We start from the raw sequence: 24,406 nt of genomic DNA on the forward strand, positions 1-24,406 counted from the left end.
TTATTCTGTATTAAGTGTACAGGATGAATGACTGTGAATACTAGAGTGGATTGATGAAAATAATACGATCGCTGTGAAAAGATAAAAACGTATGTTTTGAAAAGTAAGAGGAAAGGTATTATAATTATGTTACTTACTTTTTGAAAGTGGTGACGGGAGGTAATAACAAACGTTATCCTTCCACCACAATATTTAGTTGCATTAGAAAAGGAGAGTGGATAGAAGTGAAACATATTTTTAAACAAGGAAAACAAGGGAATGGTCATACATTATTACTACTTCACGGAACAGGTGGAGATGAACAAGATTTACTTCCTATAGCAGACATGATTGATCCTGGGGCGTCTGTGCTGAGTGTGCGGGGAAACGTGGATGAAAATGGTATGAACCGCTTTTTCCGTCGCCTTCAAGAAGGTGTTTTTGATGAAGAAGATTTGATTTTTCGAACAAAGGAGCTGTACCAGTTCTTAGATGAGGCAGCTGAAGAGCAAGGGTTTGATCGGCACAAGGTGACCGCTGTCGGATATTCGAATGGAGCGAATATTGCTGGAAGTTTGTTGTATCATTATGAGAAGCCGTTAAATGGAGCTGTCCTCCTCCATCCAATGGTACCGAGAAGAGGGATCGAGCTTCCGCAAATGGCTGATCTCCCTGTCTTTATCGGAGCAGGTTCCAATGACCCGATATGTTCACCTGAAGAGACCGAACAACTGGAGAAAGATTTGCAAGGGGCAGGTGCTTCTGTTGAGGTGTATTGGGCAAATCAGGGTCATCAATTGACGAGAGAAGAAGTTGACCACGCAAAAACTTGGTATGAGAGCTATATAAAAGGAGAGTGACCGGAACACATGACCAACATTCATCCAAACCAATTATCAAAAAAAGAAACGTATCGTTTGCTCACGTCAGCTGTGGCACCGAGACCGATCGCATTTGTTACATCCATTTCAGAGGATGGAGTCCTAAATGCAGCTCCATTCAGTTATTTTAACTTGATTTCTGCAGAGCCACCATTGTTATCCATCTCCATAGGCAGAAAACAAGGACATCAAAAAGATACAGCTAGAAATATTTTGCAAGTTGGAGAATTTGTTGTACATGTGACAGATGAAGATAATGTGAAAGCTGTGAACGAAACGTCGATGAATTTACCTTCTGACCAAAGTGAAGTGGAGAAAGTTGGTTTGTCTCCCACTGTGAGTGATGTGGTTGGGGTGCCATCGTTGAAAGAAAGTAAAGTAAGGTTTGAGTGTACACTGGAGAAACACCTTGTCTTTGAAGAAAGGGATTCGGCAACAGACTTTATTATCGGTCGTATCGTCAACTGTTATGTCGATGATAACCTTTATAAAGATGGTGTCGTCCGAACTGATAAATTAAAACCTGTAGCGAGGTTAGGTGGAAAAGAATACGCCTCTTTAGGTAAAATTTTCGAATTAGAACGACCTGAATAACGCTTTGACTGAGGGAGACGCATCTAAATGCGGTCTCCTTCTTTGATTATAGTCAAGAATCGATTAAGTAAATAAGAATAGTAGCGGATATTGTATTAAATGATATCATTTTGGGGAATAGGACTTTATAATTAATAATATATACCTGATTACAAGTCGTTTAACTGGATGATTTGCTATATAAGGGAGAAGGGGGGACTAAATGATTAATAAAATAGATACTTCAGTGCTGTTTGAACAAGCTTTCCGTTTTTCATCTATTGGCATTGCTCTCGTTTCATTGAAAGGGAAATTTGTCGTTACAAACCCTATGCTAACTAACATGTTGGGCTATTCCGAATTGGAATTGAAGAATAAGACTTTTCGAGACCTGACCTATTCAGCCGACTTGGAAGATAGTGTACTAAAAGTTGATGAGCTCATTGAAGGAGAAGTGAGTTATTATCAGGTGGAAAAACGGTACATCCACAAAGAAGGAAAAATCATATGGTGCTTGTTGAATGTTTCTGTAGTAAAAGATGATGAAGGGACCCCTTTATATTTTATTTCTCAATTTCAAGATATTACGGAGCGGAAATCTTACGAACGTCAATTAAATGAAAGCCAGGAAAGGTTAACAAAAATACTGGAAACGGTCCCTAACGGTGTAACAATTATTGATTTACAAGGGAACATTACTTTTGCTAATGAGATGGCAGAGGAAATATTAGGATTAAAGAAAGAAGACATTGTTTCCCGTCAATATGACACGCCCGACTGGAAAATAAAGACGGTTGATGGTGCAGCTATTCCTAGTGAGGATTTACCTTTCGGTAGAGTGGTGCAAACACAACAAATAGTTAGAGACTACGTTCACGTGATTGAATCAGGTTCAGGTGATCGGAAAATTTTATCTATAAACGCCTCGCCTCTTTATGATCATAAAGGTAGATTTATATCGGTGTTAAACTCGATTGTAGATATTACAAATAAAAAAAATACTGAGCAAGAATTGATGGAAGCGAATAAATTGTTGAAGAAATTAGCTGAGAGAGACGGACTCACGGGTGTGGCAAACAGAAGGTATTTCGATGATCAGTTAGACACTATATGGGACCGTTGCAACGTCGACAACACCTCTTTGTCTCTTATCATGCTCGATATCGACTGTTTCAAAAAATACAATGATTACTACGGCCATCAAGCAGGGGATGACTGTTTAAAGAAAGTGACCGAAGTGATAGATAAAAAGCTAGAAGGATTAAATACAGTCTTTGCCCGGTATGGTGGGGAAGAATTCGCTGTAATTTTAATAGGGTTTTGCGATAACAAGGCATATCTTTTGGCAGAAGAACTTCAAAAAGCTGTTGAAGGTTTGAAGATTCCTCACGCAACGTCTACAATATCAGATTATGTGACGATTAGCAGTGGTATAGGAAGCATGTCCCCCCATCAAAAAAATAACCGAGCTGAACTGGTTAAGCAAGCAGATCAGGCCCTCTATCTCGCTAAGGAAAAAGGGCGAAACCGTGTAGCTAAGTTCATTTAGCAAAGGCACCGAATTTTTACACAAGGTATTTTTAAAGAAGGTGCGCTCTAAACCACGGTTTTAGAGCGCACCTTCTTTTAGTTTGTTTGAATATAATTAAAATACTTTCGTAGTCCACGACTCTCCGTTCCACACATCAGTTACAATGTCTTCATAGAATTCAGGTTCGTGACTGATCAGAAGAATACTTCCTTTATATTCTTTTAGTGCTCGTTTCAATTCCGCTTTTGCGTCTACATCCAAATGATTTGTAGGCTCATCTAATACTAATACATTTGATTCAATGTTAATTAATTTGCAAAGGCGCACTTTTGACTTTTCGCCCCCACTTAATACGGACACCTTGCTTTCAATATGCTTCGTCATTAATCCGCACTTTGCTAAAGCAGATCGGACTTCATATTGGGAATAGTGAGGAAATGCGTCCCAGACTTCATCAATACAAGAGTTATTATTCTGAGTCTTGATCTCTTGCTCGAAATAACCAAGGTGCAAATTTTCTCCCCGTTCTACAGAACCTTCGAGAGGACGGATTTCACCGAGCAAACTTTTAAGCAAGGTCGTTTTCCCTATTCCGTTAGCTCCTGTTAGAGCTAGTTTTTGTCCTCGTTCCATACGTAAATTCAGTGGTCTGGATAGAGGCTCATCATATCCAATGACTAAATCATTAGCCTCGAAGATTAACTTACTTGGTGTCCGGGCCATTTTAAAGTTGAACTCAGGTTTTGGCTTTTCTGAGGCTAATTCAATCATATCCATTTTGTCTAATTTCTTTTGTCGTGACATGGCCATATTTCTTGTGGCTACTCTCGCTTTATTACGAGCAACAAAGTCTTTTAAGCCGGCTATCTCTTTTTGCTGTTTTTTATAAGCGGATTCAAGCTGTTGCTTTTTCACTTCATATACGTGCATGAAATGGTCGTAATCGCCTACATACCGGTTTAGTTCTTGATTTTCCATATGGTAAATGAGATTAATGACTGAATTAAGAAACGGAATGTCATGAGAAATTAGAATGAATGCATTTTCGTACTCTTGTAAATATCTTTTTAGCCATTCGATGTGCTGCTCGTCTAAATAGTTTGTTGGCTCGTCCAACAAGAGAATATCTGGCTTTTCAAGTAAAAGCTTTGCTAATAAAACTTTCGTCCTCTGACCACCACTGAGGTCGTTTACATCTTGATCCAATCCAATCTCATCAAGCCCAAGCCCGCGAGCTATTTCTTCTACTTTCGCATCTATAGTATAAAAATCGTTATTTGTCAGCATATCCTGAATGACCCCAACTTCCGCAAGAAGGGTTTCCATTTCCTCCGGTGTAACGTCTCCCATTTTTTCGTACATCCCATTCATGTCGGTTTCTAAATCGTATAAATACTGGAATGCGCTTTGTAAAACGTCTCTCATCGTCAATCCTTTTTCCAGAACGGTGTGCTGATCTAGAAACCCAACTCGTACATTTTTCGCCCATTGCACTTTCCCTTCATCGGGATCCAATTGATGAGTGATGATATTCATAAACGTCGATTTCCCTTCACCATTGGCTCCAACCAAGCCGATATGTTCCCCTTTTAATAAACGAAAGGAAACATCATGGAATATTTCACGGTCACCGAACCCGTGACTTAAATTTTGAACAGTTAAAATACTCATATTATGGACACCTCTATTAAAAATTTGGTTTCTTTGCTTGAAATACGTTAAAATCGGATTAGCACATAGAAATAAACGAAACGGTGAGAGATACATGATCCTCTCTCGAAAAGGAGATACCAATGAGCAATCCAACGTCTATCATACCTACTTTACCGTCCTTCTTACAAGAGGCATGGGAAAAATCAGGATTCACACAATTAACCGAAATCCAATCAGAGATGATTCCGCAAGCCTTACAAGGGAAAAATATTATAGCCGAAGCGCCAACCGGTTCAGGTAAAACAATGGCGTATTTACTACCAGCACTTGAGAAGATTGACATGAATGTAAAACAAGCCCAAGTAGTGATCGTGGCATCTTCTAGGGAACTGGTGATGCAAATCCTGGACGAGGTCCAAACATGGGCCCAAGGGAGCGGTATTACAGGAGCCGCATTGATTGGCGGCGCGAATGTGAAACGGCAACAGGAAAAGTTGAAGAAAAAGCCACAAGTGATTATCGGTACACCTGGGAGATTAATGGAATTAACCAAAACAAAAAAATTAAAACTTCATGAAGTGAAGACGCTAGTTTTTGATGAAGCCGATCAATTATTTGCGAAAGAGCATATTAAAGAAGTGGATGACCTTATGAAAGCAGTTGTGAAGGATTGTCAGCGTCTTATTTGCTCAGCGACGATTCCAAAACATGTTGAAAAGCAAGCAAAGGAACGACTCGATGCTCCTCACGTTATCCGCATTGAAATGAACCGAGATCATCTAGAGCGGGTAGATCACACTTATCTAGTTGCGGAACGAAGAGATAAAGTGAAATTGCTGCGTAGACTAGTTAACATGGAAGGGTTATATGGCTTGGCATTCTCTAATGACATCCGTGAATTAGAGACGTTCGCTGAGCGACTTGAATTTCGTGGGAAACATGTCGGTGTCCTCCATGGAACAACAACGAAGCAAGCACGTGAAAAAGCGATCAATCAGTTTCGAAGCGGAGAAGTACCAATCTTGATGGCCACAGACGTTGCATCGCGTGGTCTAGATATTGAAGGTCTGACCCATGTCATTCAGTTGGATTTAGCCAACGACATTCAGCAATACGTTCATCGTTCTGGTCGAACGGGACGCGCTGGAAAGTCCGGTACGGTTGTCTCCATCGTTACAGAGGGAGAGAAAGAAAGACTTTTGCAAATTGGAGATAAACTAGGTTTGAAAATGGAAGAGAAAACACTATCTCATGGAAAGTTAGTCTAATACAAGGGCAAAAGCACGGGACAGTCCCGTGCTTTTGTTGCATTCTAAAAATCATCTACCGATTCAACGGTATATCCTCTATCATCCAACAAATCAACGATGCTGCCTTCACCGGCTAAATGAAGCGCACCTACGACTACGAAGTATGTTCCGCCATCATCCTCTGACAAAAATCCTTCTATTTTCTCTGTCATGGCTAAGTCTCTCTCGTCCATATCCAATTGCTCAATGTCAGAATCCATTTCTCGAAGTTGAGCAAATACGTCAACGTTGCCGCTTTGCCATAAGCGAATCAATTGCGTGAGTTCCTCTTCATAAATGTCCAGTGAGTTCACCATATCTTCAAGTGCTTCCACCTGATTTTCTTCCGGAGCTGAACTCATAGACTCTATCTGACTTTCAAGTGATTCTAAACTGATAATCGGCAAATCTTTTTTAGCGGCACGATCTAGGAAATGCAAATCAATTCCATCATCCCCTGTGTACTCAGTATTTGCTAGGGCGACTTCTGAAAGCATCATGGAGACAAACCAAGGTTTGAATTGGTCGACCATCATTTCATTTACACCCATGCCTGAGAGTTGGTTGACGGTTTCTTGAAATACATCTTCTTCAATAACATCTGACAAAGATGTTCCGTCGGTATACATGGCCTGTTGCATCATGATTTGTTGGGCCTCCATTTCATCTATTTCATTTATATCTACCTCTACAGCTAAATAATCTGCTTGTTGAAATGCTTCATCAATCTCTTCTTGTAAAGGATATAGTCCTTCGTCACCTACATGAACAGAGCCAAACAAATATATGGTTTGATCTCCTTCTTGAACGCGGTAGAAGACCCCTTCTGAGGGCCCCTCATGTTCATCAAAGGATAGGCGAGTGCGAGCATGAATTTCTATTCCCTCGTCCTCAAGTTCTTCTAATGCCTTCCACTGATTAGGCTCCATGTCCTCTGTGAAGTAAAGATCGCCTACATTTATTTCAGATAATTGTTCTAATGATTGGAGAGGTGAATAATCATCAATATCGTTGCCAGAAAGATTTACTTGTTCTAAAGATGATAAAGATTCTATACCATTAATAGTTTTAATCTCGGCACCACTTGCGTCCAATGTTTCAATTCTAGCTAAATCTTCTTCTGTTATTTCCTCTGAATCTTTTCCTAATTCTTCATTGACAATTCTTTCTAGTTCTTCACCTTGAAAATAACCTTCATCATGGCTAACTTTAGCTGAACATGCAGTAAAAATAAGTAATGAGCCTAATATGATCGTTTTTCTAAGCAATGACGTCAACTTCTTTCTTTAAATATTATTGTCTCTAAACGTTTGGGATAAGATTTATGCGTCTGAATAAACTTACGATTAGACTAGCAAAAAAGTTCCTCGAATTTCGCATTTTAGATTTAATATGAAAAGTTTGATAAAATAAAAAGATTGAATATAAATCATTTGATCGAACGACTTCTCGTTCCGTAAAAAATAGAAAAGCAGGTGGATGAACGTGGACCTGAATAATAACACTAGCCAAGTTCCCTTCAATGAAAGGGAAAGAACAAATAAATTATTGAAATCTTTTGAACAACTTTATGTAAAAAAACAAGAAACGTATCATGAGCGGGAGCCTCTAAAAGTTCAATATTCATTGAAAATCTCTTCAACCTTTAGCGAACGAATGCGTGGGTCTGTGGAAGTAGAAATGAAAGTTGGTCGTAAAAGGCTATATGTCGTAAAGAATGTATCGGAATTACTTCATGCCGTTGAACAAGAACAAGCTCTGAAGTTTTCTAAATTATTTACGTATCATCCATCAGACTACTATTTCGAAGAAGAAGATTTACACATTTTCCGATTGATGAATCGTGTGTTGGATGTGAAATATGCAGAAAATTTCTCTTTCTCATATTCATATTTACGCCGTTCGAAAGATGACGATCGGAGTTTTGACATACCACCTGCATATGTTCACGAGTTCTTATCACTATTACAGGTTCGGGATGTTATTGTAGATGATCATACGAACGAGTATGAAGGGTTTGAATTAAAGACCGGGAAAGCCCCGTTGTCGTTTCATATTGAGGATTCGGTAACTGAATCTGGAGTTTACCGATTAACGTGGGAAAATGCCATGTATGCTACGTATTTCGGAAAGAAATATGGATTATTGTTTCTCCAAGGCGTTTTCTATATTTTAAAAGGTGATCAGTTAGAAGCTTTCGATTCTCTTTTCTTTCAAATTGCTATGGAAGATCCTTCAGAAATGTTGTTGGAAGAGCATCAGCTTGAATCCTTTGCCTCAGTTGTTCTTCCTCAACTCAATGAGATTGGAGAAGTGGAGTTGAGCCGCTCGATTCGTGAAAATATTCAAATGTCACCACTCGTTCCATTGCTACATGTTGATTACCAAGGAGATCGTGTGACAGCCGAAGTTATTTTTCAATACGGTGATGTGAAATTGTCTCCTTTTAAACAAGCAGCGACTGAAGGAAGCCAGCTGATTGTTCGCGATATGGAGAAGGAGTACTACTTACTGTCTTTTATTGAAGACATTCCTTTCAAATTCAACGGAACTGAACTGTATTTAGAAGAAATGGAAGATATTCTTGATTTTGTATCAGAAGACGTTCCTAAGCTTTCTGAACTGTTTCACCTTTATGCTACGTCTGCTTTACGGAACATCGTTCATCAACCCGTTGAGAGCCCGTCAATGAAAGTGGAGACGAACGAAAAATTGAACTTGTTGGACGTAGCCTTTGAAGTAGATGGGATTTCCGAAGAAGAATTATCAGAAGTACTGAAAAGCTTATTAGACAACAAGAAATATTATCGACTAGCCTCAGGTCAATACATTCACTTGAAAAACGACGAGTTCAAGGGGATGAAAGAAATGATGGAGGATCTTGACATGTCCTCTGGTGAAATGAAGCAGCATTCGAGTCTCCCTCTTTACAGAGCGTTTCAGCTAAACGAATCAACGGAAGTCCAAGTGAAGAAGGACAAAGCATTCAAGAAACTCGTGGAACGTTTACTGGAACCAGAAGAGATGGATTTCTCTATTCCAGATCATTTAGAGGGCGTGTTGAGAGATTATCAAAAAAGGGGATTTCAATGGCTCATGTCCCTCTCTTATTATGGTTTTGGTGGAATCTTGGCTGATGATATGGGGCTTGGAAAAACATTGCAGACGATCACTTATTTACAGGCGATTAAAACTTCCTATCCAGAACAGCAGCCAGCTTTAATTATTTGTCCTTCCAGCGTTGTTTATAATTGGGAGAAAGAGATAGAGAGGTTTGCACCTCATTTAACCACTGCAGTAATTTCAGGACCGGTTTCTGAAAGAAAAGAGATGATTGAAGAAGCAGAGAACTGTGATATTTGGATCACATCTTATCCATTGATTCGTCGGGATATTATCCATTACCAAGAAAGAAAATTCTCTACGATGGTTTTAGATGAAGCACAATATGTCAAGAATGAAGGAACACTCACGGCGAAAGCGGTAAGAATGATTTCTGCTACAAGAAGCTTTGCCTTAAGTGGAACGCCTATTGAAAATTCATTAGAAGAACTTTACTCTATTTTTTCACTTGTACAGCCAGGCATGTTTAAAAATAAGCAAGTGTACAAAAATATGCCAGAGGAAAAGATCGCGAAACGGGTGAAACCATTCGTACTGAGAAGAATGAAACAGGATGTTCTTACGGAACTGCCAGATAAGATTGAGTCTGTGGAGTATACACCGCTAACGGAGAAACAGAAAGCGGTCTATCTAGGGCAGCTGCAGTTACTGCAACAAGAAGCGAATACAGCGATTCAAACAGACACCCTTCAACAAAATAGGATCAAAATTCTTGCTGGTATCACAAGACTAAGACAAATATGCTGTCACCCAGGCATGTTTATGAAAGAATATGATGGCGGATCAGGGAAATTAGAGAGGCTTATGGAGTATTTAGAAGAAGCCCGAGCTTCAGGAAAGCGAATTGTGTTGTTTAGTCAGTTTACACAAATGTTGTCAATTATGAAGGAACGACTATATGAAGGGAAATGGGATTACCATTACTTAGATGGATCCACACCAGGAAGAGACCGAGTCGATATGGCCGAACGATTCAATGCAGGAGAGAAAAATCTTTTCCTTGTCTCATTAAAAGCCGGTGGAACCGGTTTAAATTTAACAGGTGGAGATACAGTTATCCTATTCGACTCATGGTGGAACCCAGCCGTTGAAGAACAAGCAGCGGACCGTGTGTATCGGTTTGGACAAAAGAGGGTAGTCCAAGTAACGAAGATGATTACCACTGGTACCATCGAGGAGAAAATTCATAAACTTCAGGAGAAAAAGAGAGATTTACTTGACCGAGTTATTCAGCCGGGAGAGACGGCGATCTCATCATTAGGAAAAGATGACATCGAAGAATTGTTGGATTTAAAAGGGACAAAGCTGTTGAAAAAATAGATTATACTGGTCAAACTACGCCATCTATGTTAAGGTAGAAAAGTTGATTAAAAATCAAACAACATACATGAGATTCATTCTTTTCGTGTAAGATAAAGAGGAAGCCCTTCTGAACAAGGATCACATAAACAGCTTGTTCCGGCATCACAGGAATGGGCTGTTTTCTTTTACTATCAGGGACCATTTCCTAAGATAGAAGAAGAAGATCTATAGCTTGTGTCATCATTAAGAGACGCTAAGCACAGTTTTCTTTATAAATAATTTGATCGTTTGAGCATGTGGCTCGCGTAAATAGGAAAGTTTGAACTAAAAGGAGATAGGAAATTTGGCACTATTTAAAGATTTAAACATTGAGGAATCCATTTTAAAGTCAATCGAAAAGATGGGATTCACTGAAGCAACACCGATTCAAGAGCAAGTAATCCCAGTTGCAAAAAATGGTCAAGACGTTATTGGTCAAGCGCAAACTGGTACAGGTAAAACCGTTGCATTCGGTATTCCATTGTTGGAGTCTGTCGATGCAGATGCTCGTCATCCGCAAGGCTTAGTATTAGCCCCAACACGTGAATTAGCAATGCAGGTTTCTGAGGAATTAACTAAATTAGGTCGTGAAAAAGGAATTACTTCCCTTGCTATCTATGGTGGACAGGACATTTCAAAACAAATTCGCGGCTTGAAAAAACGTCCTCAAATTATCGTCGGAACACCAGGACGATTTATGGACCATATGCGTCGTAAAACAATTCGCCCTGAATATATGAACACAGTAGTATTGGATGAAGCGGATGAAATGCTAAGCATGGGCTTTATTGAAGATATTGAAACGATTTTAAAGGAAGTTCCTGAAGATCGTAGAACAATGCTCTTCTCAGCTACAATGCCTAAACGCTTGAAAAACGTTGTTTCATCATTTATGCAAGACCCTGTTACAGTAGCGATTAAGTCGAAAGAAATGACTGTTGAGAATATTGAACAACGTTATATCGAAGTTCACGAAAAGCAAAAGTTTGATGCTTTATGCCATATGCTTGATATCGATCCACCAGAATTGGCAATTGTCTTCGGTCGTACGAAGCGTCGTGTAGATGAAGTAACGGAATCACTAGGAATTCGTGGCTTTGCTGCAGAAGGTTTGCATGGTGACATGAAGCAAGAACGTCGTGATGCAGTTATCCGTAAGTTTAAACGGGGAGCGATTGATATTCTTGTTGCGACAGATGTTGCAGCGCGTGGGTTAGACGTAAACAACGTGTCTCATGTGTACAACTTTGACTTACCACAAGATTCTGAGAGCTATGTACACCGTATTGGACGAACGGGTCGCGCTGGAAAAAGCGGAATTGCATTCAGCTTTGTAACACCTAAAGAGCGAGATCATTTGAAAATTATTGAAAAAGCAACGAAGAAGCCGATGAAACAACAATCTGTTCCAACGTATCAAGAAGCGTTAGCAGGACGTCAAGATCGTTCTGTAAACCATTTGCAAGAGTCATTAAGAAAAGGTGATTTCGAGCATCTTATGGGCGCTGCAAAATCAATGCTTGAAGAGCACGATGCTGAAACATTAGTTGCAGCAGCTCTAAGAACAATGACAAAAGAGCCAGACCAGACTCCAGTTCGTCTTACAGGCGAAGCACCTGTCCACTCGAAACGCCGAGGAGGCGGTGGCGGATTTGGTGGAGGTGGTAAGAAGGGATCTTACAACCGAAACTCTTCTTCTGCACGTAAACGCACTGACCGTGGAGATCGCGGCGGGCGCGGTGGCCAAGACCGTGGACGAGGCGGTAAGCCCCAAGCTAAAGTGAAATCACTAGGCTTCAAAAAATAAATATTTTCAAGTATAGATTAAGGCTGATTCCTGGGAACCCGGGAATCAGCTTTTTTTGTATTGATCATTGATTAGGTAGACAAGGGAGGGATGAGGCTAGGGGATACCTCCACAATAGACGGTCTGGTCTGGGGGAGGAGTTATTTGTAGAAAATTGCGAGAGTAGTTGAGAAAAAGAGACGATAAAAGGATTTATCGGTAAAAAAATCGATTGAGGAGCGAGAAAAAGAGTCGATAAAAGGGTTTATCGGTAGAAAATCTTTAGATGAGCAAGCAAAAGAGTCGATAAATCCTTTTATCGGAAAAAATAATGAAAGAAGCTAACAATACTGCCGATAAACCCTACTTTATATAAATAATCTATTTTTTCGAAACTCCAGATCAACCATAAATACTCTTTTCCAGAACAAACAAAAAGACCGCCTCAAATCCAAGGCGGCCATTGATCTATGCTTTAATAATCTAATTCTTCAATTGCCTGAACATCTTCACCTGTATCCATAAACGAAATGGTAATCTCATCACCAGGTTCAATGAAGACTGCCCGAGGATAAGAAGAGGCGTTAATCGTGAAAATCCGGTCATACTCTTCAATTAAAATTCTGATGGTTACATTTTCTTCCCGGTCCCATTTATATACACGCTCTACGGTTGCTGTGATTTCGACCATATCTGTGTATTCGCCAGGAACAACGTCATCATCGGTTCTTGACGAAAGCTCAAGCTGGTAAGCGCCGAAAGCTTCACGTTTTGTTTCACCATAGCCATAAATGTTTTCGTCGCGGGCACTGATTAACATGATTTGTCGTAAAACGGAATTTCGATCCATTAATGGGACGACCCAAGTGTACTGACCGTAAATATTATACAGCGACGGAGTTCCGGCAACGTAATCGTCACGTCGGAATGTACGTTCAGCCAAATCCATAGCGGTTCGACCATTCAAAGAGCCACTGGCATCTCTGAAATAATTCAATTCGCCTGTTCGAGCATCAAAGAGGGTGAAACCAACCATTGATCTGGAGGCCTCCTGACCTTCACTTTGCAGACGCATATGATCAGTAAACCAGCTAAGTTGCAAGTCTTGGTTGACGACACCAGTGACAGAGTCTGTTTCTCCCCACCCCGTAGGTTCGGTCAACCCTTCACGGCCGAAAAAGCGGTTAATGAGTCCTTGCTTGTAAATACCAAACCAATTGTTTCGTTCCTCTGCAATATGGGGAGGATAGATTCTATTCACCCATTCAGGGGCAGCTTCTTTTTCAAATTTCTCTGTTTCACCTGAGTCTGGATCGACGATAATCACACCATCTACTTCAGCTACTCTTCGAAATTCAGTGAAATGACCGTAGCTGACAATGTAGAATGGATTTCCTTCTCCATCTATTTCAAAAGTTGTATCGAGCATCACAACATTAGGGTGCTGTGACCGAACATGACGCTCTAAGTTTTCATGGAAAAATGCTGAAGGCACGTAATTCATTTCAGTTAAAACGAGCTCAGGATCTTCTCGAGGATTTTCTGCGCTAACCATAATATATCCAGGAGCGTGATCACTTCTGAACCAACGAAAGATCCCATCGTATTCGATTGGAGTAATCCAGTAAAGTGACTCGTTAACACGTTGAATGCGTGTATTACCTAAATTATAAAAAGCGGGATTATCCAATTGTCCCATTAAAATATCAGAGCGATATTCTGCGTAGCTTCTTGGAACGACGGGAATATGTTCTTCGTTTACAGGATTTAAATCCTCAACAGTAACTTCTTCACCATCTGAAATATCGAATTTTACATCCGCTAGAAATAAAGGCTGAAGCATCCAAAAGACTGTAAATCCAATTAAAATAACCACACCGATTCCGGCACCGGTTGTCGCTTGCTTCTTTCGGAATGTTTTCATAAACATGAAAATCAAAGTATTATCTACAATTAATCCAATTCCAATAATAGGTAAATAAGCTGCGATGACGGCGGTCAAGCTTTGATCTAATAAGCCTATGTAAAATAACAAAAGTCCGTAAATAAATCCAATGACATATCTAACAGGAATCCATTTACGAAACATGGCCATTTTCCACCAACTTAGTTGAAGAGGAAGGAATAATAAAGCCAAGAGTGCACTAGCTAAAATCATTTGAATCATGTTTTCACCTCGTTCATTATAATAGAAGCATGAATTACTAAAATAGTTTACGTTGTCTGGATCTATAAAGTTTCAACGCATACCATCATTATCTTATCACAATCAAACATGGATCGAACCTATACCTGTGCGTTTTTTTCAGATACAATAAGGAATTAGAGTAATCAGTGAAGGATGATGAAAAATGAGCATGTTTCGAGTGGAACAATTACATAAAACTTTTGGAGAAAAGACGTTATTTAATCATATTTCCTTTTCTATTGAAAAGAAGCAACGAATAGGACTTATTGGAGTGAACGGAACAGGAAAATCAACACTGTTAAAAGTTCTGGCAGGCATTGAAGGGAAAGAAGAAGGACAATTGATTCATGCTAACGACTTTACTATTGAGTATTTACCTCAAGATCCGGAGCTAGAGGAGGGTTTAACCGTATTAGAGCAAGTATATTATGGTGACTCACCAGTGATGAGGACGTTGAGAGGTTATGAAGAAGCTTTAATGAACTTGGAAAAGGATCCGATGAATGAAGGGACTCAGAAAAAATTAGCTTCTATGCAGCAAAAAATGGACGAACTGGATGCGTGGGAAGCAAGTACAATGGCGAAAACGATCCTGACGAAGTTAGGCGTTTCGCAATTCACTAAGAAAGTCGACCATTTATCCGGCGGACAGCGAAAACGAGTTTCTATAGCCAAATCTTTAATTCAGCCTGTGGATCTGCTTTTACTAGACGAGCCGACAAACCATTTAGATAACATAACGATTGAATGGCTAGAAGGTTTCTTAGCACAATATCCCGGTGCCATTATGCTGATCACCCATGACCGCTATTTCCTAAACAGAGTGACTAAAAGAATTTTTGAATTGGATCATGGAGAGCTTTATCAATATGAGGGGAATTACGAGTTATTTTTAGAAAAAAAGGCTGAACGGGAAATAGATCAAGAGAATCAAGAAAATAAAAGACAGAACCTACTGCGTCGAGAGCTTGCATGGTTAAAACGCGGGGCAAAGGCTCGTACGACGAAACAAAAAGCGAGAAAACAGCGAGTAGAAGCGATTCAAGAGGATACTCCACTAACGAAGCAAGGGGATGTGGATTTTGCTATCGGCTCTACTCGATTGGGTAAAAAGGTAATTGTATTAGATCAAATATCTAAATCGTATGATGAAGAAACTCTCATTGACCAGTTTAGTTATCTCATCATCCCTGGGGACAGATTAGGAATTATTGGACCGAACGGAATTGGAAAAACGACTCTCTTGAACATGATGGCCCAACGGATAAAGCCCGACTCTGGAACAATTGAAACTGGAGAAACGGTGAAGATAGGTTATTATACGCAAAACCATGAAGAACTAGATGGGAACTTACGAATGATCGAGTATATTAAACAAACAGCCGAAGTGGTGCATACGGCTGATGGACAGGTCGTAACTGCTGAGCAAATGTTGGAAAGGTTTTTATTTTCCCGGGCGATGCAATGGACCCACATCCGACGCTTATCAGGTGGAGAAAGGCGTCGATTGTATTTGTTAAAGACTTTAATGGAAGAACCTAACGTGCTTTTTTTAGACGAGCCAACAAACGATTTGGATACACAAACCCTTTCTGTACTGGAAGATTACCTTGATCAGTTTCCAGGCGTGGTAATTACTGTTTCCCATGATCGGTATTTCCTTGACAGAGTGGTCGATAAGTTAATTGTTTTCAAAGGGCAGGGGCAGATTGATCGCTATTTCGGTTCCTATTCTGAATGGTTAGCTGAAGAGAAGGAGAAGGAAGTTTCACAGCCGGTAGTGAGCCAATCGAATGTAAAACCTTCTAATCAGCCTAATAAGAAAGCAAAACCTAAAAAGCTTTCTTATAAAGACCAGCAGGAATGGAACTCAATTGAAGATACCATTGCTCAGTTAGAAGAAAAGTTAGAATCTATTGGAAAAGAGATCGAAGAAACAGGTAGTGATTTTGATAAGGCAAGAGACCTATTTGAGGCGCAAAAGCTGACAGAAGAAGAATTGGAAAAAGCTATGGAACGATGGACGGAATTATCGATGATCGTTGAGGAATTAGAAGAGGATAAACAGAAGTAGAAAAGAATTCTGTTCGTAAGAATAGTTAGTTGTGAAATGTAGTTCTTGCAGTAAGAAAAAAGCTCCACATACCTGTGTTTGAAGGTGTGTGGAGCTTTAATATATTCTAGGTAAAATCATAACGGTGATAGTCATAAGAATCTAATAAGTTTAATTTACAAGATAGATATACCTTAAAAGAAACTTTTCTACGTGTATGGATCATACTGACTAGGCAATAACATTTCGCTCGTTTGAAAAACGTTCATAAGACTTGCTTTCAAGAATACTCTTTAATACTTGATATGTTTCCCAAACATCTGTAAAAGAAGTGTACAGAGGAGCAGGGGCGAAACGAATGAAATGAGGTGCTCGAAAGTCAGGTATGACCCCACGTGTTTTCAAGTCTTTGCAGATTCTGGCTGCATCAGGATGAGACAAGGCTAGGTGGCCACCACGACGATGGTCTTCTTCAGGTGTAATAAATTCGATTCTATCATCTAATAATTTAAGCTCGCTAAATAATTTTCTCATGAAAGCAGTCATACGAAGAGATTTTTCTCTAATAGTTGCTATTCCAGCCTCTTGAAACATTTCAAGTGATCCTTGGAGAGGAGCACAGTTTAATATATGAGGTGTGCCTAATTGAAAAGCGCTAGCATCATCTGCAGGAGTGAACGTGTGGGACATATCAAATTGCTTTGATTTATCTGACCCGAACCAGCCTGTGAGACCAGGTTCTGTTCCATGATGCTTTTCATGGAGAAATAATCCTCCTACACCACCTGGGCCACTGTTTAAATATTTATAGGTACACCAGACAGCAAAATCACAGCCAGTTTCATGTAATTGATGAGGCACTACCCCAATGGAGTGTGCCAGATCAAATCCAATGATGATGTTTCTCTCGTGTGCAGCTTTAGTTAATTTGTTTAGATCTAACAATTGCCCACTTCGATAGAGGACAGATGGAAGTAAAATTAAACAAATGTCTTCTGTCATTTTTTCGATGATCCTGTCTTCATTTAATGTTTGACCATCGGAACTGACCACTTTCATGAGGTTATCTGCAGGGTTAACCCCTTTCAGCTTCATTTGGCTTTCAAGAACATAAATATCTGTAGGGAAAGCTAAGTTATCTGTTAATATCTTTGTTTTAGTACCTTCAGGCTGATATAACGTAGAGATTAGTTGATGAAGATTCGAAGTGATTGAGCCCGCTGTTGCTATTTCCTTCGGTGAGGCACCGATAAGTGGTGCCTTTAAACCAGATAGTTTTTCGCCATAATAAAACCATGGATTTTCTCCATTCGTCCAGCCGTCAATGGCATACCTCTTCCAATCTTCAAGACTTGCTAGTAAAGAAGCTTCTGCCCGCTTAGATAATAACCCTAAAGAATTTCCATCTAAGTAAATTGGGGAATCTTCAGGGAAATAAAACTCATCTCGAAAAATCGAGAGTTTGTCTTGTTTATCCAAATCTAACGCTAGCTTATGTAATAAAGTCATCGTTACGCTCCAATTAACTGAGTTATTTAAAATAAAAGCTTTGTTTTCACTCCAAGTTGATTCTGAAAAATCAACTTAGGATAAAAGAAGTATGAATAAGGATAGACTCGGCTCAATATCTATAACCTCTAGTTTATCATGTATAGAATCATGTTAGGATAGATATGGCTTTTGATTAGAATAGCAATATTTAGGGAAAAAGAAAAAGACTTTCGAAAAAGGAGACTTTAGCTATGCCTTTGAAAAATAAACATCCTTATCTATGGATAAACGCTTTAGCATTAATAGTCGTGATTACTGTAAATGCTCTGTCCAACATTCTTCCCTTTAATAACCTCTCTACGGGGGAAATATCAGATCAATTAAATGTGTTATTCACCCCAGCGGGTTATGTGTTCAGTATTTGGAGTGTTATCTATTTATTTTTAGTAGTGTGGGCTATACGACCATTTATAGTTTCACATAAGCAAGACCTCCTTGCTTACGAAAAAATCGGTCCAGCTTTTGTTGTTAACGCAGTGCTTAACAGTATGTGGCTAGTTTTGTTTCACTACGAATTTTTTATTCTTACTCTATTTGTCATGGTGTCTCTCCTGATTAATTTAATTGTTATTTATAAAAGAATTAGATCTGTTAATGAGACAAGTATATGGATGAAATTACCATTTTCTATCTATTTAGGGTGGATCTCTGTAGCAACTATTGTTAATGTAGGAATCTTTTTTAACACACTAGGCTTTGAGGAAGGATTGTGGTTATCCGCTGAAGGTTGGACGATGACCTTATTAGGTATAGCCGTTTTATTAGGGATTTGGTTCACTTCTTATAATAGAGACGCCGTTTATCCACTTGTATTTGTTTGGGCGTTTATAGGAATTGGTGTCGAAAGAAGCCATGAATTTCCTGTCCTTTCAACCTCGGCATATATTGCTGCTGGCGTCTTAGCGATTTATGTACTATCACAAATCTATTTGTTGAAAGGTTTCTATAAAAATAATGGTTGAAAATGTAACATAGTGGGTAAACCTATAATAGAATCAGAAATCCGCAGTAGAAGGAGGGTTCATCCATGAATATCACAAAACAAGATGTCCTTCGAAAAATAGATGATCTATCAGAAACAGAATTAAGAATCGTCTATACTTTTATTGAAGAATTCCGAATAGCAGAAGCAGAACGTTCTTCCCAATTATATTTTGATAAAGATAGAATCCCACACGAATAATAGATACAGCATATTTAAATACGATAAACGCATTTTCCTCTATTAAAGAGTTCAATGCGTTTTTTCATTTGTGAAATTTCTTATGGAAGGAAGACTTTTAAGGTGTTTACACTTTATATTGTTGAAGCGCTATCATCATAACTCTTAAAGTTTGATGAATAATTTTTTTAGCTGAAAAGAAGCAGCACCAAGGCGCTACTTCTTATAATAGATTTTATTAGAAGGTATGTCTTCTTTGAAACCATCCCTAATGAATGTTAACAGGTCATGGGCAACACCAATATCTTTGAAGATGACAAGCACCACGAGAATCAGCGGCCCCAAAAAGACCCCTACAACCCCAAAGATTTGAAAACCTACAAAGAGTGAAATTAATACGGCTAGGGCATTTAGATTCATGCTAGATGAAAGAATTTTCGGTTCAATAGATTGTCTTATCCCCACGGTTACGGCATAAACAATAGCTAAGCCGATCCCCATACTGATGTTCCCCGTGAAAAACATGTATAGAAACCAAGGGATTAAAATCGTACCTGACCCTAAGTAAGGCAAAATTTCGGCGATCCCCACAATCATGGCGATTGTTAAAGCATACTCCACCTGTAAGATGGCTAACCCTATGAGCACGACGACGGAAGCAATCATCATCAGAATTAATTGTGCTTGAATGAATCCTATGACACGAAACTGGAACATAGTTTTAAAGGCTTTCGCTTTTTTCATAACCGGGGCAGGGGTGGCCAAATAAATACCCCGAAAAAGTCTCTCCCAATCTTTCCCTATAAAATAAAAAGCAATGAATACAAATAAAAAGACAATTAAAAAGGTAGGAACGATAATAAGAACTTGAGTTAATCCATCTACAATTCCTTGACCAAGACCGGCAAGAGTTTCAGCTAATCTGTTTCCTAAAGTAGTAATCCCATCTTGTAAAGTCGCTTGTTGTTCGGGAGTAAGGGAATCCATCGCTCCGGTGACTTTTTGCCAAATAGGAAAGATCGATTCATTGAAAAAAGTCTGCATTTGAATGGAAGTTGTTTGAATCCACTGTGGAACAAAATCAGAAATTCTTCTTACACCAAATATGATTAAGAAGACGAGACCGGTAATCGCTCCGATTAAAGTGCTTAAACCAAGCAACAAGGCAACAAGAACAGCTAAAGCATTAGGAAGGTGGACTTTCTTCTTTAAAAAACGAATTAAAGGATAGAACATCCAGACGAGCAAGGCGGCAAACCAAAATGGATAGGAGATGGTAAATAGCCAGCCTATTAGCCATAATAAAGATAGAACAACAATTGAAACAATTAATAGACGGGCAAAAAACCAAGCATGATTTTTATTCATGGCCAATTCTCCATTCTTTCTTCTGACATAGGACGTTTTTTGGGTAGTGGTATGTTTCAGAATAATCATATCATAGCAGATTATTCCAATGAAAAACATTTTTCACCAAGAATTTAATGGAAGTTATATGCGTTTTTTCCCTCGAAGTTCTTTTAACGAATAGTGTGTACCTCGCCACTCAATATGCCCATTTTTAATCGTTTTATAAGCGGAGCGGCAAAGGCAATAGATAAACAACAAGCCATTGAAAGGCATCCATAAGACGAACCACGGTGAATCTTTCGTAAAACGACGATTTACCAAATACATCGCTATATAGAGAAACAGGGTGGCAAGAAATAAGCCGCGAGTGTATAGATTGGAAGAGAAAACCCCAATAAAAGGCAATACATGAAACAGAAACAATACAAATGAGAAAGTGATCACGAGTAACGTGTTATAACGCATAAAAGCGAAAAGGTTCTTTTCTAATCCAGTTATGACTTGGCGTATATTTTCGTACCATTGAATATGCAATATGTTTTTTCCGAAGGCTAATTGTTGCTTAAAGCCGGCCTCAACGACTTTCTTACCCAGTTTTAAATCATCATCGGGCGATAAGGATAATGCTTGGTGGGTACCAATTTGCTGATAGACACGGGTATTAATGAGATTAAATGCTCCTACACCTGCATGTTTAAGTTGAATAAAATTCCATACACCTAGAATACTCCAATAGCTATGGAAGGCTCTGTAAGGCAATGTTCCCCCTATATTTTCGGGTATGACCGTTAGATGATCAAGTTGTTTTGATTGGATGCAGTGGACGGCCTTGGCAAGGGCAGTTTTGGAAAAGATCACATCACCATCAGCAAACAAATAATAATCCCCTTTGGCATATTTGGTTCCTTGATACAACGCATGATTCTTTCCTAACCAGCCTTTAGGAAGAGAAGTGATCGTTATAATCTTTAACTTCTTACGATATCTATGCGTTTTTTTTATATTTTCAAGAAAAGAAAGGGTTTGGTCTGTAGAACGATCGTTAACAACAATCACTTCAAAGTTGCTATAATTAAGGTTTAATAATGATTGTACACTGCGGAAGATAGCTTGTTCTTCATTTTTTGCAGCGACGATGATACTAATGAATGGTTTACTAGAAGTGGAAGCTTGAGAGGAATAACGGTCTAACACAGTAATTTTACGTACGCCATGGTACCATTGAGAAGCAATGTATAATGCACCGGTAAAAATGACGATAGATAATATGAATAAGACCATAATAGTGGTTCCTCCATCTATAATTGATTGAACTTATTTTACCATTAACAGTAAGAAGTTGGCGAAGGCAAAGGTTTAATAAAATTAAATCCCATTGAATTAGGTCCGTTTATTCAGGGTATAGACCTAAACAGTCACATTGATAGGAGTGGAGCAGATGTATCAAAAAGGATTTCTTTTATATAACGATAAAGCAGGACAAGATGACGGGCAGAAAAATGTTGGTATAGCAGCTGGTATACTATCTAAAAAAGTGGAAGAATTAACGATTCTTAAAGGGAAAGCACCAGGTGATTTAGAGAAAATTTGTAAAGAACAAGGAGAAAGAGCAGACATCTTATTTATTATGGGAGGCGATGGTACGGTCCATGAGTGTGTAAATGGACTGGTTGATTTAAATAATCCTCCTATCATTTCCATTCTTCCAGGAGGTACCTGTAATGATTTCGCAAGGTCACTGAATGTACCAATGACCATTGCTGAAGCATCAGTCTTTGCAGTAAATGGAAAACAAAAGAAAATAGATATAGGATACATGAATGACCGGAGTTTCTCTAATTTTGTAGGTATAGGTCTCATCACAGAAGCATCAGAGAATATTGATCAAGAAGCAAAAGAAAGAACAGGTACACTTAGCTATTTTATGAGTGCAATGAGATCGATGAAAGAAACAACACCGTTTAAATATAAAATCAACTTGAATGACGGCGAATACGAAGGAGATGCGGTTATGATCGTAGCTATGAATGGCGCTTTTATTGGAACGAGAGCGCTACCCTTTGAAGATATTTCCTTGGAGGATGGGAAATTGAACCTATTCATTGTTAAAGAGGGAGGCATTGCCATATTTAGAGAGTGGTTTCAACGCAAAGGACTTTTCGGACAAGAAAACGTGAGCGAAAATGTCACTGTAATGAAAGGAGATCAGATTCTCATGGAAACAGAGCAACCCATGAAGGCTGATTCCGATGGGGAAATATATTTAGAGACGCCATTGAAAATAGGGGTTAAAGCTCAACATCTTTCGTTCATTGCAGATCTTCAATAATATGATCTAAGCGAAAAAGAGAAAATAATTGGAACACTAGGAAATCTAATTTAGGTTTTCTTGTAAAAAAATGCCTTTACGTCTAGGCGTTTTTTTGTGTGATAATGAATTCTATTTGGGGGGGAAATGCATTGGAAACAATAAACAACTTGGAATTAATAAAAGAACGCATAGCACATCAACAAGCAGTAGCGTTACTGATTAAATCAAAAGGATGCTCTGTATGTGTTGCTGTTGAGGAGCAATTGAAACAAGGGGCCATTAAACACAATGAGGTTCATGTTTTACAAGTTAGTCTAGAACAGGTGCCTGAAATTTCAGGTGAATATTTGGTTCTAACAGCTCCCACACTTATTTTGTTTATCGGAGGAAAAGAACAGTGGAGAGGTTCCCGATTTATTGCTTATAATGAATTAAATCAAATGATCCAACGCTTTTTTTAGTTATTAATGCGCTTACTTGGTGAAATTTAATGTTTATAATCCGACAAATTAGGAAATATTTTAACTAAGCTCTTATAATAGTAATCATTACTTCATTGAGCAATTGAAGGAGGAAATATTCATGATTTGGACGATTATATCGATATTACTTTTATTTTGGATCGTTGGTTTAGTTCTAGATCTAGCTGGTGGATTAATTCACATAGTGCTAGTTGTAGCTTTAATCGTATTTATTGTAAATCGAATTAGAGGGAAGTAACTAATAGAACTTCAAAGATGGTTTTAACCCTTTGAAGTTCTTTTTTTATGGCGGAATTCAAGTGACTAGCGTTTTTTCTAAGATGTACTTGACATTATCGAGAAAGTTTATTAATATACCTGTAGGGGTAATTATTTAAGAGAAATAAATCGAGCATAAAAGCTCATATATTTTTTTACTCTTTTTAATACCCGTATAGGTATATGTAATTTAGATTATTTACTATATAAGGAGGATTCACTCATGACGATTAAGGTTGATAAAGTTCTAGATGCAAAAGGATTGGCATGTCCTATGCCTGTAGTGAAAACAAAGAAAATGATGGATCAGATCGAACCGGGACAGGTATTACTTGTAGAAGCAACAGACAGAGGATCTCTTACTGATATGAAAGGATGGGCTAAAAATACAGGAAATCAGTATTTAGGATCCAGAGAAGAAGGTCAGGTGCTTTATCACTATTTGCGGAAGTCAGATCCCAGTGAAACAAAAGAAGTAGAAGAGTATCCTAACGTGGTTGGTAACGACGATTTAAAAGAAAAGATAAACATTACCGAGACAACTATTTTGGATGTTCGTGAGCCAGCGGAATACGTTTTTTCTCACATTCCAGGGGCGATCTCGATTCCTTTAGGTGAACTGGACGAGAGAATAGATGAAATTAGCAAAGACAATGAAATTTATGTTGTCTGCAGAACAGGAAATCGAAGTAATATGGCAGCACAACTGCTTGACCAAAAAGGATTTAAAAAGGTATTCAACGTTAAGCCAGGCATGACAGAATGGGACGGACCGACAGAAAAGGAATCTTAAGTAATAATAGAAGGCTTTGGTAAAGTCACTTGATAAAAGGTAAAAGTGTTGATTGGAGCTTAAAGGCGCGGAAACCAACATTTAATTATTACAAAGATAAAC

The 24,406-nt window shown here is 38.7% G+C and carries 19 protein-coding genes; 13 read left to right on the top strand and 6 right to left on the bottom strand.

Annotation, left to right across the window (positions count from 1 at the left end; all coding sequences use genetic code 11):
- Positions 1–224: 224 nt before the first annotated feature.
- From CR194_RS16020 to CR194_RS16030, 3 genes are all read left to right on the top strand, one after another.
- Entirely contained in the window at positions 225–839 is a 615-nt protein-coding gene (locus CR194_RS16020; protein WP_110610877.1) for an alpha/beta hydrolase, read from the top strand.
- Between the two features lie 9 nt (positions 840–848).
- On the top strand, positions 849–1,454 hold the full coding sequence (locus tag CR194_RS16025; protein ID WP_110610879.1) for a flavin reductase family protein: 606 nt from the start codon (positions 849–851) through the stop codon (positions 1,452–1,454).
- A 202-nt stretch (positions 1,455–1,656) separates the two neighbouring features.
- Positions 1,657–2,982 (top strand): GGDEF domain-containing protein, encoded by a 1,326-nt coding sequence (locus CR194_RS16030; protein WP_110610881.1) that lies wholly within the window; start codon positions 1,657–1,659, stop codon positions 2,980–2,982.
- Positions 2,983–3,078: 96 nt separating this feature from the next.
- On the opposite strand, the gene CR194_RS16035 is transcribed toward CR194_RS16030, so the two are convergent.
- Positions 3,079–4,635, bottom strand: a complete 1,557-nt coding sequence (locus tag CR194_RS16035) for an ABC-F family ATP-binding cassette domain-containing protein (protein ID WP_110610883.1) — start codon at positions 4,633–4,635, stop codon at positions 3,079–3,081.
- Between the two features lie 122 nt (positions 4,636–4,757).
- On the opposite strand from CR194_RS16035, the gene CR194_RS16040 reads away from it, so the two are divergent.
- Entirely contained in the window at positions 4,758–5,885 is a 1,128-nt protein-coding gene (locus tag CR194_RS16040; protein ID WP_110610885.1) for a DEAD/DEAH box helicase, read from the top strand.
- A gap of 44 nt (positions 5,886–5,929) precedes the next feature.
- Here the strand turns inward: CR194_RS16040 and CR194_RS16045 are convergent, their stop codons facing one another.
- A complete protein-coding gene (locus tag CR194_RS16045; RefSeq protein WP_110610887.1) occupies positions 5,930–7,174 on the bottom strand; it encodes a TraB/GumN family protein in 1,245 nt (414 codons plus the stop codon).
- A gap of 217 nt (positions 7,175–7,391) precedes the next feature.
- Between CR194_RS16045 and CR194_RS16050 the strand changes: the two genes are divergently transcribed.
- Both CR194_RS16050 and CR194_RS16055 read left to right on the top strand, forming a co-directional pair.
- Positions 7,392–10,349, top strand: coding sequence for a DEAD/DEAH box helicase (locus CR194_RS16050; RefSeq protein ID WP_158282297.1), 2,958 nt, complete (start codon positions 7,392–7,394; stop codon positions 10,347–10,349).
- A gap of 325 nt (positions 10,350–10,674) precedes the next feature.
- Positions 10,675–12,177 carry a DEAD/DEAH box helicase gene (locus tag CR194_RS16055; RefSeq protein WP_110610890.1) on the top strand — a complete coding sequence of 501 codons (1,503 nt, stop codon included), beginning with the start codon at positions 10,675–10,677 and terminating at the stop codon, positions 12,175–12,177.
- A gap of 454 nt (positions 12,178–12,631) precedes the next feature.
- On the opposite strand, the gene CR194_RS16060 is transcribed toward CR194_RS16055, so the two are convergent.
- Complete coding sequence (locus CR194_RS16060) at positions 12,632–14,323, bottom strand: hypothetical protein (RefSeq protein ID WP_110610892.1); 1,692 nt, start codon at positions 14,321–14,323, stop codon at positions 12,632–12,634.
- Between the two features lie 184 nt (positions 14,324–14,507).
- Between CR194_RS16060 and CR194_RS16065 the strand changes: the two genes are divergently transcribed.
- Entirely contained in the window at positions 14,508–16,418 is a 1,911-nt protein-coding gene (locus CR194_RS16065) for an ABC-F family ATP-binding cassette domain-containing protein (RefSeq protein WP_110610894.1), read from the top strand.
- A 210-nt stretch (positions 16,419–16,628) separates the two neighbouring features.
- Here CR194_RS16065 and kynU read toward each other — a convergent pair whose 3' ends face one another.
- Positions 16,629–17,906, bottom strand: a complete 1,278-nt coding sequence (gene kynU, locus CR194_RS16070) for a kynureninase (RefSeq protein ID WP_110610896.1) — start codon at positions 17,904–17,906, stop codon at positions 16,629–16,631.
- 233 nt (positions 17,907–18,139) lie between these two features.
- On the opposite strand from kynU, the gene CR194_RS16075 reads away from it, so the two are divergent.
- Together CR194_RS16075 and CR194_RS20445 are read left to right on the top strand one after the other, a co-directional pair.
- Positions 18,140–18,910 (top strand): TspO/MBR family protein, encoded by a 771-nt coding sequence (locus CR194_RS16075; RefSeq protein ID WP_110610898.1) that lies wholly within the window; start codon positions 18,140–18,142, stop codon positions 18,908–18,910.
- A gap of 65 nt (positions 18,911–18,975) precedes the next feature.
- Complete coding sequence (locus CR194_RS20445) at positions 18,976–19,131, top strand: hypothetical protein (RefSeq protein ID WP_199228190.1); 156 nt, start codon at positions 18,976–18,978, stop codon at positions 19,129–19,131.
- A gap of 195 nt (positions 19,132–19,326) precedes the next feature.
- Here CR194_RS20445 and ytvI read toward each other — a convergent pair whose 3' ends face one another.
- On the bottom strand, positions 19,327–20,478 hold the full coding sequence (gene ytvI / locus CR194_RS16080) for a sporulation integral membrane protein YtvI (protein WP_110610900.1): 1,152 nt from the start codon (positions 20,476–20,478) through the stop codon (positions 19,327–19,329).
- A gap of 123 nt (positions 20,479–20,601) precedes the next feature.
- Entirely contained in the window at positions 20,602–21,741 is a 1,140-nt protein-coding gene (locus CR194_RS16085; protein ID WP_110610902.1) for a glycosyltransferase, read from the bottom strand.
- A 157-nt stretch (positions 21,742–21,898) separates the two neighbouring features.
- Here CR194_RS16085 and CR194_RS16090 point away from each other — a divergent pair, with 157 nt between their 5' ends.
- The 4 genes from CR194_RS16090 to CR194_RS16105 all read left to right on the top strand — a co-directional run bounded on the left by CR194_RS16090 (position 21,899) and on the right by CR194_RS16105 (position 24,304).
- A complete protein-coding gene (locus CR194_RS16090; RefSeq protein ID WP_110610904.1) occupies positions 21,899–22,789 on the top strand; it encodes a diacylglycerol/lipid kinase family protein in 891 nt (296 codons plus the stop codon).
- Positions 22,790–22,920: 131 nt separating this feature from the next.
- Positions 22,921–23,232 carry a thioredoxin family protein gene (locus CR194_RS16095; protein WP_110610906.1) on the top strand — a complete coding sequence of 104 codons (312 nt, stop codon included), beginning with the start codon at positions 22,921–22,923 and terminating at the stop codon, positions 23,230–23,232.
- A gap of 121 nt (positions 23,233–23,353) precedes the next feature.
- Positions 23,354–23,491, top strand: coding sequence for a lmo0937 family membrane protein (locus tag CR194_RS16100; protein WP_110610908.1), 138 nt, complete (start codon positions 23,354–23,356; stop codon positions 23,489–23,491).
- 243 nt (positions 23,492–23,734) lie between these two features.
- Complete coding sequence (locus CR194_RS16105) at positions 23,735–24,304, top strand: sulfurtransferase TusA family protein (protein ID WP_110610910.1); 570 nt, start codon at positions 23,735–23,737, stop codon at positions 24,302–24,304.
- Positions 24,305–24,406 lie beyond the last annotated feature (102 nt).

Origin of the sequence: Salipaludibacillus keqinensis (assembly GCF_003226325.1) — a bacterium.
In the GTDB taxonomy this organism is placed as follows: Bacteria; Bacillota; Bacilli; order Bacillales; family Salisediminibacteriaceae; genus Salipaludibacillus; species Salipaludibacillus keqinensis.

What these genes read in the sequence shown, in the direction of transcription:
- CR194_RS16025 (WP_110610879.1), top strand. Translation starts at nt 849, where the DNA reads ATGACCAACATTCATCCAAACCAATTATCAAAAAAAGAAACGTATCGT.
- CR194_RS16105 (WP_110610910.1), top strand. Translation starts at nt 23,735, where the DNA reads ATGACGATTAAGGTTGATAAAGTTCTAGATGCAAAAGGATTGGCATGT.
- CR194_RS16085 (WP_110610902.1), bottom strand. Translation starts at nt 21,741, where the DNA reads ATGGTCTTATTCATATTATCTATCGTCATTTTTACCGGTGCATTATAC.
- CR194_RS16060 (WP_110610892.1), bottom strand. Translation starts at nt 14,323, where the DNA reads ATGATTCAAATGATTTTAGCTAGTGCACTCTTGGCTTTATTATTCCTT.
- CR194_RS16075 (WP_110610898.1), top strand. Translation starts at nt 18,140, where the DNA reads ATGCCTTTGAAAAATAAACATCCTTATCTATGGATAAACGCTTTAGCA.
- CR194_RS20445 (WP_199228190.1), top strand. Translation starts at nt 18,976, where the DNA reads ATGAATATCACAAAACAAGATGTCCTTCGAAAAATAGATGATCTATCA.
- CR194_RS16040 (WP_110610885.1), top strand. Translation starts at nt 4,758, where the DNA reads ATGAGCAATCCAACGTCTATCATACCTACTTTACCGTCCTTCTTACAA.
- CR194_RS16100 (WP_110610908.1), top strand. Translation starts at nt 23,354, where the DNA reads ATGATTTGGACGATTATATCGATATTACTTTTATTTTGGATCGTTGGT.
- CR194_RS16030 (WP_110610881.1), top strand. Translation starts at nt 1,657, where the DNA reads ATGATTAATAAAATAGATACTTCAGTGCTGTTTGAACAAGCTTTCCGT.
- kynU (WP_110610896.1), bottom strand. Translation starts at nt 17,906, where the DNA reads ATGACTTTATTACATAAGCTAGCGTTAGATTTGGATAAACAAGACAAA.
- CR194_RS16035 (WP_110610883.1), bottom strand. Translation starts at nt 4,635, where the DNA reads ATGAGTATTTTAACTGTTCAAAATTTAAGTCACGGGTTCGGTGACCGT.
- CR194_RS16090 (WP_110610904.1), top strand. Translation starts at nt 21,899, where the DNA reads ATGTATCAAAAAGGATTTCTTTTATATAACGATAAAGCAGGACAAGAT.
- CR194_RS16065 (WP_110610894.1), top strand. Translation starts at nt 14,508, where the DNA reads ATGAGCATGTTTCGAGTGGAACAATTACATAAAACTTTTGGAGAAAAG.
- ytvI (WP_110610900.1), bottom strand. Translation starts at nt 20,478, where the DNA reads ATGAATAAAAATCATGCTTGGTTTTTTGCCCGTCTATTAATTGTTTCA.